13 protein-coding genes, 1 pseudogene and 1 other annotated feature are annotated in these 13,597 nt (G+C 45.0%); all 14 genes and pseudogenes read right to left on the reverse strand.

Annotation, left to right across the window (positions count from 1 at the left end):
* Positions 1-373: 373 nt before the first annotated feature.
* The 14 genes and pseudogenes from tyrS to AB4Z45_RS23375 all read right to left on the reverse strand — a co-directional run bounded on the left by tyrS (position 374) and on the right by AB4Z45_RS23375 (position 13,597).
* Entirely contained in the window at positions 374-1,663 is a 1,290-nt protein-coding gene (gene tyrS / locus AB4Z45_RS23310; RefSeq protein WP_441911926.1) for a tyrosine--tRNA ligase, read from the reverse strand.
* 73 nt (positions 1,664-1,736) lie between these two features.
* Positions 1,737-2,801 (reverse strand): hypothetical protein, encoded by a 1,065-nt coding sequence (locus tag AB4Z45_RS23315; RefSeq protein ID WP_441911928.1) that lies wholly within the window; start codon positions 2,799-2,801, stop codon positions 1,737-1,739.
* Between the two features lie 189 nt (positions 2,802-2,990).
* On the reverse strand, positions 2,991-4,670 hold the full coding sequence (locus tag AB4Z45_RS23320; RefSeq protein ID WP_441911930.1) for a glutamine--tRNA ligase/YqeY domain fusion protein: 1,680 nt from the start codon (positions 4,668-4,670) through the stop codon (positions 2,991-2,993).
* A 190-nt stretch (positions 4,671-4,860) separates the two neighbouring features.
* Positions 4,861-5,114 (reverse strand) — a binding site (T-box leader).
* Positions 5,115-5,187: 73 nt separating this feature from the next.
* Positions 5,188-5,514 carry a YnfA family protein gene (locus tag AB4Z45_RS23325; RefSeq protein ID WP_076267312.1) on the reverse strand — a complete coding sequence of 109 codons (327 nt, stop codon included), beginning with the start codon at positions 5,512-5,514 and terminating at the stop codon, positions 5,188-5,190.
* Positions 5,515-5,556: 42 nt separating this feature from the next.
* Positions 5,557-6,039 (reverse strand): SRPBCC family protein, encoded by a 483-nt coding sequence (locus tag AB4Z45_RS23330; RefSeq protein ID WP_441911931.1) that lies wholly within the window; start codon positions 6,037-6,039, stop codon positions 5,557-5,559.
* Between the two features lie 21 nt (positions 6,040-6,060).
* Positions 6,061-6,315: a hypothetical protein gene (locus AB4Z45_RS23335; protein WP_441911933.1), complete on the reverse strand. Its 255-nt coding sequence runs from the start codon at positions 6,313-6,315 to the stop codon at positions 6,061-6,063.
* Positions 6,316-6,498: 183 nt separating this feature from the next.
* A pseudogene (locus AB4Z45_RS23340) lies at positions 6,499-7,646 on the reverse strand (Gfo/Idh/MocA family protein).
* Positions 7,647-8,054: a VOC family protein gene (locus AB4Z45_RS23345; RefSeq protein WP_441911935.1), complete on the reverse strand. Its 408-nt coding sequence runs from the start codon at positions 8,052-8,054 to the stop codon at positions 7,647-7,649.
* Positions 8,055-8,056: 2 nt separating this feature from the next.
* Entirely contained in the window at positions 8,057-8,488 is a 432-nt protein-coding gene (locus AB4Z45_RS23350; RefSeq protein ID WP_441911937.1) for a VOC family protein, read from the reverse strand.
* 55 nt (positions 8,489-8,543) lie between these two features.
* Positions 8,544-9,023, reverse strand: coding sequence for a VOC family protein (locus AB4Z45_RS23355; RefSeq protein WP_441911938.1), 480 nt, complete (start codon positions 9,021-9,023; stop codon positions 8,544-8,546).
* 67 nt (positions 9,024-9,090) lie between these two features.
* Entirely contained in the window at positions 9,091-9,969 is an 879-nt protein-coding gene (locus AB4Z45_RS23360) for a carbohydrate ABC transporter permease (RefSeq protein WP_441911940.1), read from the reverse strand.
* A 12-nt stretch (positions 9,970-9,981) separates the two neighbouring features.
* Positions 9,982-10,872 carry a carbohydrate ABC transporter permease gene (locus AB4Z45_RS23365; protein WP_441911942.1) on the reverse strand — a complete coding sequence of 297 codons (891 nt, stop codon included), beginning with the start codon at positions 10,870-10,872 and terminating at the stop codon, positions 9,982-9,984.
* A gap of 128 nt (positions 10,873-11,000) precedes the next feature.
* Positions 11,001-12,359, reverse strand: coding sequence for an ABC transporter substrate-binding protein (locus AB4Z45_RS23370; protein WP_441911943.1), 1,359 nt, complete (start codon positions 12,357-12,359; stop codon positions 11,001-11,003).
* Between the two features lie 197 nt (positions 12,360-12,556).
* The gene (locus AB4Z45_RS23375; RefSeq protein ID WP_441911944.1) at positions 12,557-13,597 is read right to left on the reverse strand and encodes a LacI family DNA-binding transcriptional regulator; all 1,041 of its coding nucleotides are present in this window, start codon (positions 13,595-13,597) and stop codon (positions 12,557-12,559) included.

Genomic DNA, 13,597 nt, shown 5'->3' on the forward strand with positions numbered 1-13,597 from the left:
GGATGAAAAGTGGTCCGTCGGCAAGAAATATATTGAAATGACAGTGTACCATGAATGGCGTAAGAAAAAACCAAAAACAACGCAAGAACCTACTCTTGATGAGTAGGCTTTCTGTTCGAGGATTTTACACACAACTTTGGACTTGACCTCATATCAATTTTGTTTGTTAAAAACAGGTGCACTTTTGCACTTATTTACTCTACGCTAACGGTTAACGCACATCACTAGGATAGCCAAACGCTGGTCGCGGAGATTGATGTTGGATGATAGCCACACGTTGGTCTCGGAGAGCGTAAACTCGATTTCCTAAAGTAGATATAACATTCAAAAGAAAACCAGACTTCCATTATCGGAAGTCTGGCTTCGTTTTGTCCTATTCAAATCGAATCAAGAAGTAATTTTTCTTGCCGCGGCGCAGCACGACAAATTTGTCATAGAGCCTTTGCTCCGAGCCGATGATGGATTCTACATCCGTGTTTTTCGTGCCATTAATCGAAATCGAGCCGCTCGTAATATCTTGTTTCGCTTGGCGGCGAGATGGTGCAGCTCCAGATTCGATCAGAAGATCCATAAGCGCAATCTCTTCTCTATTCGTAAGCACCGTTGTAGGCATGTCCTGCAAAGCTTCAATTAGCTCAGCTTCACTCAGCTGATTTACATCGCCGGAGAAAAATGCCTGCGTAATTTTCTCTGCGCTCTCGAGCGCTTCTTGTCCATGAACAAGGCGAGTAATTTCACGCGCCAATTCACGCTGCGCCACCCGCTTCTCTGGGTGCGACTGAAGCTCTGTCTCCAAAGCTTCGATTTCTGCACGAGAGAGGAATGTGAAATACTTCAAAAATTTGATCGTATCGTTATCTTCAGTATTGATCCAGAACTGATAGAACTGGTACGCCGATGTCTTCGAACGATCCAGCCAAATGGCGCCAGATTCGGATTTACCGAATTTCTTGCCGTCGCTTTTGGTAACGAGAGGCATCGTCATGCCGTAAGCGTCGCCACCGCCCATTTTGCCAATCAAATCAAGGCCTGCTGTAATATTGCCCCATTGATCACTGCCGCCAATTTGCAAGGAACAGCCATGCTCTTGATGAAGCTTATGGAAGTCATACGCCTGCAAAATCATATAGCTGAACTCGGTAAACGAGATGCCTGATGAAAGACGGGAATCGACCGAATCCTTCGCCAGCATGTAGTTTACAGTAAAGTTTTTGCCTACATCACGTAAAAAAGTAATGACATCCAGCGGCGCAATCCAATCGTAGTTGCTTACGAGCTTAGCCGCATGATCTGCAGCATCGAAATCAAGAAAGCGGGAAAGCTGACGCTTCAAGCTCTCTGTCCACTCGGATACTGTATCCGCAGTGTTAAGCGAGCGTTCCGTCGAGCGGCCGCTTGGATCGCCAATTAAGCCTGTTCCGCCGCCAACTAAAGCAAGTGGAATATGGCCAGCCTGCTGGAAACGACGCAAGCACAAGATTGGAAGCAAGCTGCCGATGTGCAGGCTGTCCGCTGTAGGGTCGAATCCGCAATACAGCACGACGCGTTCACTCGTAAGCTTCTTATGTAATTCCTCGCGGTTAGTAAATTGCTGTACTAGCCCTCGGTATTCTAGATCAGCCAATAGATCTTCATGATTAATGGTTAATGCTTCGTTTGTCATTTAACTCTCTCTCCTCTAATGTTTCCTACAGTTTACGTTGATTTCGAGTTTTTTAAAAGATGTGGATGTACGATTACATGGTTTTGGTCATTTCTCTACGTCTACGAATCGTTCTTCTAATTAAAATATCACAAATAAGCAGCCCTACGCCAACAACAAAGTCGACAAACCCTACAAAAATAGCATTAAACGGATAACCGCCCATTTTCGAGATATAATATACCGTAAAAGCAAAAATCCCAAGTGCACTGATCGTAAATAAAAAACTTTTTCTAAAAAACAGCGCAAGCGCTGCAGCAATTACCGTTAATGCGGCGACTGTTCCCAGCACCAAGAGATTATGATCCTTCTCTATATTCGTTGGATACAACAATCGTTTGGGATACGTGTAAGAAAAATACCAGTCCTTGCTGGGCAGTTCATTAAAAACAGCTTTGAATGTTTTGGAGTCCATTTGTTCCATTGCTAAATTCGAATGAAGCGCAGCACCGGGTTCGCTTAGCCGTATTTCCAGCTCGACATGCGGCTCGCCCTCCCAGAAAGCTGCTGGGGTCAAATAATAAAGATGGGAAAAAATCGTCGTAATCACACCTTTATTATACATCCCCCCATTTTCAATATAGTTGATGACAATATTTTTCGTTTCCTTCGGCTCAAAAGATAAAAGGAACCTCGCTCCTTGTGCTGGCCCAATTTCCGCTGAGTAATTGGATAAACGCAGCTCCTTGCCGCTTACTGGATCAATGACCGTATTTTTCAATAGGGTATTCTGCCAATTAACCGTCTTAACATTCGGATCCATGATCGCATTAATCTCTTTATTTCCCTCTGATACCATAAAGGCCTCACTTGCAGGCGTTACAAATAAAACCTCCAAGTCCTTGGCGGAATCGGATGTATTGTGAAGTTCATACTGAACCGTTACTTCCGCATGGCTTTTGTACCGTTCGATATCACGGAAGGTAAACACAACCTTCTCGCGAACCAAACTCACTTGCGATTGATCATCCAGCTCCAGCCTGCCATAACCCTCCGCAGGATTATGCAGCGGTCCCCCGTTGGCACTTGCTGCTTCTGGTAAAAGCATAAATAATAGGACAGCGGTCAAAATCAATGGTCGAAGCTTATGCAGGAACATTCCATCACCTCGTTCTCCGATTGTTGAGCTTCACAAGCAAAAACGCCTTCAGCGTCCTCTGGATGCTGAAGTAGCTTTGACGATGAAATATAAGATAAGTAGGATCACAGATTTACTTTCTTATATTTAAAAAAAGTAGCCTCCATATGTATTATTTTACCACATGAGAGGCTTCATCTTGTTATCGCTCTATTTTTTCTTCCACGTATCCTTAAGCGGTACGATGCGGTTGAAGACTAGCTTCGTATCCGCTGTATGTTTATTGTCCACGCAAAAATAACCATGCCGAACGAATTGGAGCTTATCCTCTGGCTGCGGAAGATCCTCAAAAGGCTCAATCCTGCAATCTTTCACGATTTGCAGTGAGCTCGGATTAATGACGCTGTCCCAAGCTATATCGGTATCCTTCGGGATTTCATTACCCCGCAGCAGACTCTCATAAAGGTGGACATCCACCTTAGCCGCGTGACTCTCCGAAACCCAGTGGATCGTCCCCTTCACCTTCCGGCCGGTAAAGCCCGTTCCGCTTTTCGTTTCGGAATCGTAAGTGCAGCGAAGCTCAATGATCTCATCTGTGGCTTTATCTTTAATGACTTCCTCACATCTAATGAAGTAGGCACCGATCAGCCGTACTTCAGCTCCGGGCGCTAATCTGTGAAATCCTTTGGACGGCTGCTCCATAAAATCATCTTTCTCTATAAATAGCGTTCTAGAGAAGGTGACCTTGCGTTTGCCAAGCGTGTCATTCTCGCTATTGTTATCAATGGACAACAGCTCGGTTTGGCCCTCCGGATAATTAGTAATAACCACTTTCAGTGGATGGATGACGGCCATTACGCCTTTGACCTTCGCCTTCAAATCCTGTCTTGCCGCATGCTCCAGCATCGCGATATCAACGGAATTTTGCGCTCTAATCATGCCGATCTCATCGATAAAATTTCTAATGCTCTCGGGCGTAAAGCCTCTTCGCCTGAGTCCACGGATCGTTGGCAGCCTTGGATCATCCCAGCCGTCGACAAAGCCGCCCTCAACGAGCTGTCTCAAATATCGCTTGCTCGTCACGACACCTGTTAGATTCAGCCTGCCGAATTCCCTTTGCCTTGGCGGCTGAGCAAATTCCAGCTCCTCCAATACCCATTCGTACAAAGGACGATGGTCCTTGAACTCAATGGAGCATAACGAGTAGGTAATGCCCTCGATGGCATCTTGAATCGGATGCGCAAAATCGTACATCGGATAAATGCACCACTTATTTCCTGTCCGGTAATGCTCAGCATGGATAATGCGATAAATAACGGGATCTCTTAAATTAATATTAGGCGCACTCATATCAATTTTGGCACGCAATACTTTGGAAGCGGCCTTAAAATCACCATTTTTCATTTTCGCAAACTGCTCTAAATTTTCATCAATGGAGCGATTTCGGTAAGGGCTATCCTTGCCCGGCTCCGTAAGCGTCCCCCGATATTCCGTAACTTCTTCTGGCGATAATTCACAAACATAAGCCTTTCCTTTACTTATGAGCGCAACTGCAGCATCATATATCGCATCCGAATAATCCGAACCATAATAAATATGGCTGCCCGGACTATAGCCAAGCCAATTGATATCTTCGATAATGGCATTCACATATTCGATGTCCTCCTTCAGAGGATTCGTATCGTCAAATCGCAAATGAAACTTCCCATTATACTTCTGCGCAATCGTATAGTTCGTATGGATGGCATAGGCGCTTCCGATATGCAGGTATCCATTAGGCTCAGGCGGAAACCGCGTACACATCTCCCGTGTAAACACGCCTGCTTGAAGATCCTCATTAATGATTTTGTATAAAAAATGATCCGTGTTCGGCTCTAATTCGCTGCTCATTGTAAAACCTCCAATTTAGGGTTGCTATCGATACCTTGATTTTTCATGTCCCAAGCAAAAACGCCTTCGGCGTCCTTTAGACGCTGAAGTAGCTTTGACGGTGAAATATAAGCCCTTTATAAGCTAACAAACTTATAAATTCTTATATTTCAAAAAACAAAAAAAAAATCCCACCCCCAAGACTTCGCGTCTTGGGGACGAAATTTTTCGCGGTACCACCCCAGATTCGTTAATATGTCGCCATATCAACCTCTTCAAGTACGGCACCAAAGGATGCTTATACTCTAGCTCTATAACAGGAGCTCCTGTCACAGCATCCCCTTGCTCAGGTTCCGATGTGATGCTCAGAGACTTGTTTCGATAAACCATTCCTTGCCCCTTTTCAGCTGCCGGAGCTCTCTGTGAAAGAATGTGTTTATGTACTCTTCTCGTCATCGCCTTTTTCAATATTTCATATATGTTAACAAATCGTTCCCTGAATTGTAAATGGTTATTCTACACAGCAAGCTAGACCATACTAATGCCTTGGCGCCCACAGTATAACTGAAACACCGACCAAGCAAATAGCAGCACCTATCCAGTCGTATAAATCAGGTGTTTTTTTATCAACCAGCCAGCCCCACAATACGGCCATCACTATAAAAACGCCCCCGTACGCCGCATAGACCCTCCCGAACGAAGGAAAGGATTGAAATGTAGCAATAACACCATATAGCGCTAAAGCTACGCCTCCAACCATTCCCCAATACATCGGCTTGCCTTCACGCAGCCATAACCAAATCAGGTATCCCCCACCAATTTCAGCTAACCCTGCTAATAAAAATACCAATATTCCTGTAATCATCTCTTTCACATCCAATAACGCAAGCTGATTGAATACTTATTTCTAAGAATGAGGCAAATTTTCAAAAGCTTGTACATATTTATCGTATTTCGTTTTCCATACGTCCTTGCGAGAGGCAATGGTTTTTCCGTCCAGCAATGCCTCGATAACATCCAAACATACATCCCAGCCTGCAATATCTCTAGGGGTATGCGCTGTAATTTGGGCAAGCTTCTCGATCAAAACCAAGCGGCAGCCCTCTGGCTCTGCATATAATTCAAAACGAACGATATCCTCAGCCCACGTAAACTCCAAAACCGATAACGCTTTGAGCCTGGTGATGGCCATCTCTTCAAAATGTCCATTCTGCATATCAAATTTTATTAATCCGCCTTCACGCAGGTCCGCGACACGCAGTTCGGGGAACCACTGCGCCAGCTTCTCGTTGTCAGTCAGCATTGACCAGACGCTCTCCACAGCATGCTTCAAATTGCGCTCGAAACGGACCGAATATCCATTCTCAGCTTGGGTAATGGATGCCAACATGTCTACTCACCTCGTCCTTATTTATTCCTGATTGTATTTTTTCTCAAAAATAGACCATCGAATCAAAGAAAGAGTAACACCCACGACAACTGAAATAAAAATAATAGGCGCCATTTCGATTTGATCTACACTTTTACGACCAAGTACAATGAGTACTCCCTGAATAATTAAAACGTAAATCAATAAATAAAGCACCCATCTAATAGCATACGACAGCTTGCCCTTTGTTCTTATCTTGCTCCATTTCTCGCGATTGAATTTGTTGAAGTCATTCACAGGTTATCCCTCACCCAATTACATATTTCTAGTGGTACATACTCCCGAAATAGGATTCAGCACCTTATTTAATATGGCGATTATAACATAAGTATAATCAAAAATAGGCTGCAGCAAGAAGAATAATCCTTCTTCACTACAGCCTAACACGTCAACCGACTATTCATTTTTTGTTATATGAAGCTACGAAAACAACAAAGAATCGCTAATTGCAGGTACATCCATCCACTGTCTCGACTCGGCAGAACGCTCAACAGCTTCAATAACAAGCTGATTTCTATAGCCGTCCTCGAAATTCGGAGCAGGATTAATCCCGCTGTGCAGCCCTTCCATGAACGTCGCCATCATATTAATAAAGGTATGCTCGTAGCCGATAATATGACCAGCCGGCCAATAGTTTCCGGCGAAAGGGTGTACCTGCTCTGTACAATGAATTGTGCGAAAGCCCTGAATGCCTTCTGGATCTTCCTCCAGAAACAATTCAAGAAGATTCATATGCTCCATATCCCATCGTATCGACCCTTTTGACCCGTTTATTTCAAATCGATGTCCATTGCGGTTGCCCTTGGCAAATCTGCTCGCTTCGAAGACACCGACCGCGCCATTTGCAAATTTAGCTAGAAAAGAGGAGGCATCATCAACATCAACACAGCCTCTTTCCCCCATCTTGCCCTCCAGAGGCCGCTCTTTCACAAAGGTATGAAGCAAGCCTGTTACTTCGGAAATTTCACCGATTAGGAATCTCGAGAGGTCAACTACATGCGACATCAGGTCACCGTGCGCTCCTGACCCGCTTTGCTCCTTGCGGAGACGCCACCTTATCGGAATATTCGGATCTGCCAGCCAATCCTGCAAATACTCGCCTCGAAAATGATAGATATCCCCTAGCCTGCCCTCATCGATCAGCTTCTTAGCTAGCTGTATCGCAGGCGCAAAACGATAATTATGGCATATCATATGCATAACGCCTGCTTTTTTTACCGCCTGCAGCATCTCCGCTGCTTGGCTTGCACTGACCGCGAGCGGCTTCTCGCAAATGACATGCTTGCCCGCTTCTGCCGCAGCGATTGCGATCTCAGCATGAAGATGATTAGGGGCTCCGATGTCAATGACATCAATATCCTGTCGTTCTAGCAGCTTTCTCCAATCTGTCTCCCAGGAGAGCCACCCCATCTTATAGGCCGCCGCGCTGAATTCCGTCCTGCGATTGCCTGCAGCACTGGCTCTACCGGCGTATCGAAGTAGAATGGCAGGTCGCGATAGGCGTGGCTATGCGCTTTCCCCATAAACTTATAACCAATCATGCCAATTCTAGCTGTCTTCTTCATCATTTAGCTTCTACTTTGCGGCGAGCGCGGATCAAGCTGCATAAATTCGATAGGGAAGCCGTCAGGGTCCTTCGCCCAGCATTGCAGGTTGAGGTCTTTGCCTTGTTTGGGCTCACTGTCCAGCTTAATGCCATGTTTTTTCAAATGGTTAGCGATTTCATAAATATCATCGACCTCGAAGCAAATATGTGTCGAGCCCGCATTTTTTGGATTGCTGATATATTCACGCGTGCCGCCATAAAACAATTCAATAAATTGGCCATCGGCCACCTTCAAATAATTAATCCATGGCTTGCCTTCATCATCGTCCAGCTTGAAAGCTTGCTCGAAGCCCAGTACCCCACTATAGAAATGAAGCGATTTGTCCATATCCGATACAACAAATGCGATATGCGCGTTACCTTTTAACATCGTTATGCCTCCTTTTTCGCACTGCTTTTGGCATGCGGGGAATCGGGATGAATCTGCACAAACTCAACCGCATTTCCATCGGGGTCATGTATCCAGCAGTTATGATTTAAATCCTTGCCATGTCCAGGCTTGTCGTCATTCATTAGTCCATGCTCATAGAAGCGCTTCGCAAGCTCCTCGATATTATCGGTTTCGAAGCAGAAGTGGTGATATCCAATTAAGTTCGGCGCATAGCGGTTTTCCGGCACCTTTACCCCGTCATAAAACAATTCCAAAAATTGTCCGTCCGACACCTTCAAATAAACAATCCATGGCTTATTATCGTCATCATGAATTTCAAACGCTTTGGTCAATCCAGCAATGTCGCAGTAAAAGTGCAAAGACTTTTCCATGTCTGTGACACGAATCGCATTGTGAGCAATACCTTTTATCATATGAATCCTCCTCAAAATCTATTTTTTAAGACTCCGCTTGTGCGATATGCTTCGCTTAATTTTGTTTTGGACCAAGCTCCTGAAGCCCCAAAGTTACGCCCAGCATGTTCTCCGAGTCAAAATAGGAATAACGTCCGGAGCCATACTCTCCTTTATGAGTAAGCGGCGCACCCTGCTGCTGCATGAAATCGATATGCTGTTCAAAGCCATTGATCGTAAAAGCAATAAAGTGAACGCCTTGCCCATGCTTTTGCTTATATTCATTCCAAGGGCTAGGCTCATCCAGCGGCTCTAGCAGCTCTACGGTTACCGGACCCAGCTGCAAATTTGCAAATTTTGTCCGCGTGTCACGATATTCGCCGCGGTACCACGTATAATTGTCATCCGTATGCTCTGTGCTTGGCTCCTCTAGCTTCGGCTCTTGAATTTCTGGCAGCGGCAGGTTGAATAAACGGCAATAATGGTTGACTGCCTCTTCAATGTTATCTACAACGAGCCCTATTTTGGTTAGGTTGGAATTCTGAATATGATTCACATGCGCACATCCTTTTCCGAAAAATTAGTTATTTAATCGTCATCTAGCAACTCACTCTATTAAACTATTAGTCATTGCTCCCCAAGCGGTTGCTAACCTTGAATAGAACCAGCGTAAAGACTAGTGCTATAACAAGCAGTACCCATGCCATAGCCGAAGCGTATCCCATTTTCGCATACTGGAAGGCGTTCTGATAAAGGTAAAGGGAATAGAACATCGTTGAGCCATTCGGCCCGCCCTGCGTAATAATGAAAGATTCCGCAAACGATTGAAAGGTGCCGATAATGCCGGTAATGACATTAAAGAGAATGACTGGCCTGAGCATAGGCAATGTAATAGAAAACATCTTTTGCATCGAATTTGCGCCATCGATTGATGCAGCTTCATATAGCGATTCTGGAATGCCTTGTAGTCCGGCAAGATAAATAATGATCGATCCGCCAGCACCCCATAGCCCCATAAGGATAAAAGCAGGCTTCGACCAGCTTGGACTGGCAAACCACCCGGGACCATCAATGCCAATCCAGCCAAGTACTGTATTTACCACACCAGAATCCGGCTGCAGCACCCACACCCAAAGAATCGACAGGATAACAAACGGAACGAGCGTTGGCAGGAAAAAGATCACCCGGAAAAAGGCCATGCCTTTAACCTTCTTATTATTAAGAAGAATCGATATAAATACGGTACATGCCGTTATGACAGTGAGACCTATAAATACCATATACAAGGTATTCTTAAGCACGGTATAAAACATATCATCACCGGTAAAGAGCGTCTTATAATTCTCCAGACCAACAAAGACAGGCGGATTGATGATATCGTAGTCGGTTAATGAATAATAGAACGAGCTGATTAACGGGTAAGCAGTGAAAAACAAGAATCCAACAATCCACGGTGAAATAAAGAGCAAACCGTTGACCAAATCTTTTCTCATCATATTCATCTTCATACACTCCTAACCTTTGATCCCCGAGAAGGCGATCCCTTGAATGAAATACTTCTGGAGAACAAAGAAGATAACGAGCACCGGCAGTGTCATGCTGATGCCAATTGCCATTAGAAGCGGCCAACGTGGATCATTAACGGACATGATCTGCTGGATACCGAGTGAAAGCGTATAAAGCTTGTTATCACTTAAAAATACGAGAGGGCCAATGAAATCACCCCAAGCGTGTGTGAAGGAGAAGATCATGACTGTTGTAATTACAGGCAGCGATAAAGGAAGAATCATTTGCCAATAAATCCGAAACTCACTTGCCCCGTCGACCTTAGCGGATTGCGAAAGCTCCTTCGGAATGCCCATTAGAAATTGACGCAATAAGAAGATAAAAAACGGGTTTCCAAAAAATACAGGAACAATAAGCGGGAGGAACGTTCCGATCCAACCGAGCTTTTGAAACATAAGAAATAGTGGAATCATCGTCACTTGAAACGGCAGCATCATTGTCGCAAGGACTAAAACGAATACACCGTCTCTCCCCTTCCATTCCACGCGGGAGAAGCCGTAGGCAATCAACGTATTCGATATAACTGCTCCGACGATGCCAAAGCCGGCAATGGTGAGCGTATTTCGTAAATACAGGAAAAACGGAAACTCGCCAAAGGCTGTTGAAAAGTTGGACCATTGCGGCTTGCTAGGAATCCAAACCGGCGGATTTGCAAACAATTCCGTGCTGCTCTTGAGTGAACCGGACAGCAGCCATAGAAAAGGCAGAACAAATGCAATCGTGATCAAGCCCAAAACAAGGTAAACGGCAGCAAGCTCCAAACGCTCCATTCCTTTTTTGGATTTGTGCTTGGCAGGTACAATCGGTTTTCCCTTAAGGTCTGTAGCAGTAGTTCTCAAGTTTATTCACCACCTTGCAAGTATTTACTTCCTACCTGTTATTGCCTTAGAAGCTCCTGCTCCCGGAAGCGGTGCATGCTCAGCTTCATCCGAGAGCGGGTCTTCTGTATTTCACTATTTCTATTTCATTATTTCTTTTTGTCTACTTCCTTTTGCAGCTTCTTCTCTACTTCTTCAAGCAGCGGCTTCGGATCTTTATTGTTATAGATGACATTATCGCGCAGCAGCTTCAGCTCATTGGACATTTCCTTGGCAACTGGCGTTAATGCCGGATGTCCGGAATTTGGTGACGCTGCGACTTCGCGAACGACTTTGTAGACTGCATCATTTTCCTTATCCCACTTAATCGCATCGCTTGGCGCATTGTAGATGGAGATGGAGCGCCAAGTGTTAATATTGTCAGCAAGAATTTCAGGCTGACCTCCAAACAAAATGAATTTCATCGCATTCTCAGGGTTTTTCGCGCCCTTTGGAATCATGAATACATTCGTTCCGAACGTTGTTGCTTTCTCGCGGCCATTTGCCGGAAATGGTATTGCCGCTACGCGATACTCTTGGTCTGGCGCATAAATGCTGAGCGCATTCGCGAACCAGTTGCCGTTGACAGTCATCGCCACTTTACCCGTGAAGAATGGGTGATCCGGGGAAAACGCGCCGCCAAAGCCCGACGTAAATGATTTGATTTTCTCTGGATTGTATTTCTGCGCATACTTGTTCATCCAGTTGTACATATCGCTCAAGTGATCATCATTGAGCTTAACATCGCCTGTTTTATCATCAATGAAATTCGCTCCGAAAACCCAGCCCCACAGAAACGCGTCATCACCGGCGTCGATCCATGGAATAAAACCTAGTCGTTCAACGTTTTTGCCGTTTAACACCGTCAGCTTCTCAGCCGCAGCATCAAGCTCTTCGATTGTTCTCGGCGGATTATCTGGATCAAGTCCTGCTTCTCTGAACATGGCTACATTGTAATAGAGCAAGTTAACGTTGGAATCCTGCGGGTATAAATATGTTTTGTCATCTCGCTTCATTAATGGCAAGAATGAGGGCAGAACGTCCGATTCGTTGAAGCCCATAGCGGAAAGATAATCATCCATTGGCTCAAGAGCACCTTGCGCCGCCAATGAGTAAGCGCTTGCATAATCGGAACTAATAACGACGTCCGGCGGATTTTTTCCAGATATGACGGATACCAGCTTGCCATTTGAAAGGCCGCCATCCGGTGGAACATAGGTGGCATTAATCTTATAGGTTGGATTTTTCGTCTCGAACTCTTCCATTCGCCATTTGTCCCATTTCTCCGAGTCGCCGCCCCAAGGATACCAATAATTAATGTCTCCTCCAGCTGCGGCAGCCCCTTCATTTCCTTTTGTTCCTGCATCATTGCTCGGCTTTGGCGCGGAGCCTGATCCGCCTGAGCAGGCCGTAATTAATAACATCGTGGAAATTATACTACTAACTAATACCGTCATTCCTTTTTTCACCGTAAATACCCCCTTGATAAAAAGTAATAGTCAGTTCAGTCTGCTTCGTATCCATCGTCAAGTTGGAAACCTTGTTTCGATTACACCTTAATCACCCCTTCCAATGTGAACACGTGTTTATTGCGGTTTAAAAAAATGTCTTCCTCGAAGTTGCTCACAAAAACATTTAACACGCGTTTATTAATTAAGAAAAAAATTCACAACCTGCGGCATGAATCCCGAACGACTAAACTGCAATCCAGTGTAATTTGTTTGACTGACGCTTCCGGCTGCTCAATTCTGTCGATGAGCATAGAGGTCAATTGCCCCAGCATGCCGCTAAAATCAATTCGGATTGTTGTTAAAGCCGGATGATGTTTCTCGCTAAGTGCATGATCATCAAAGCCGATCATCGACATATCTGCAGGCACCTGCAATCCCTGTTCCTTTAAAGCTCTAATCGCCCCGAATGCTACACTATCATTAGCCGCAATAATGGCTGTAGGCAGCTCGCTCTTCGTATTAAGAAAATTATGAATCGCTTCATATCCGCTTTCTTCATGAAAGCTGCCCTGTATTACCCAGTCCAGATTGACCTGCAAGCCGCATAATTGCATCGCGTTCACGAAGCCTTCGTATTTCGTAGGACCAGATAGCCGCTTCATATCCCCGTTAATGACACCTATTTTCGTATGACCAAGTCCAACTAGATAGGCGACCGCCTGCTTCATGCCGGAATCATTGTTGAAATTTGAAACGATTCGGTTGGACTTTGGATGCTCTGGCTGCTCCTGATCCACAACGCCGACAATGAAACCCTCCTCAATAAGCTCCTCTATAATAGGCTCATGAGTAGCGGCACCAATAAAGATACCTCCGTCAATCCGGCGCTGGAAAAAAATCTCCTTTACGTTCTTCATTGTCTCGGTATCGTTTGTATCTCGGATGATATGTGTCAGAACATAATATCCATAAGCTGAGGCATCCTCAATTACACTTACGATGAGCATGTTCGTGAGAATATCACTAGATACATGGCCGGGAGCTATCAGAAACAAGCCAATTGTTCGTGCTCGTTTCCCAGCTAGCACTTGAGCCGATACATTAGGAAAATAATTATACTGCTGGATCACCTTCATAACTTTCTCACGCGTCTGTGTTGGAACGTTGGAGTAGTTATTAATAACTCTGCTGACCGTGCTGCGAGATACGCCAGCCAAGCGGGCGACCTCTACACTATTTATGTCTGCCTTTTTCAA

The organism is Paenibacillus sp. MCAF9, assembly GCF_052114265.1.
GTDB lineage: Bacteria > Bacillota > Bacilli > Paenibacillales > Paenibacillaceae > Pristimantibacillus.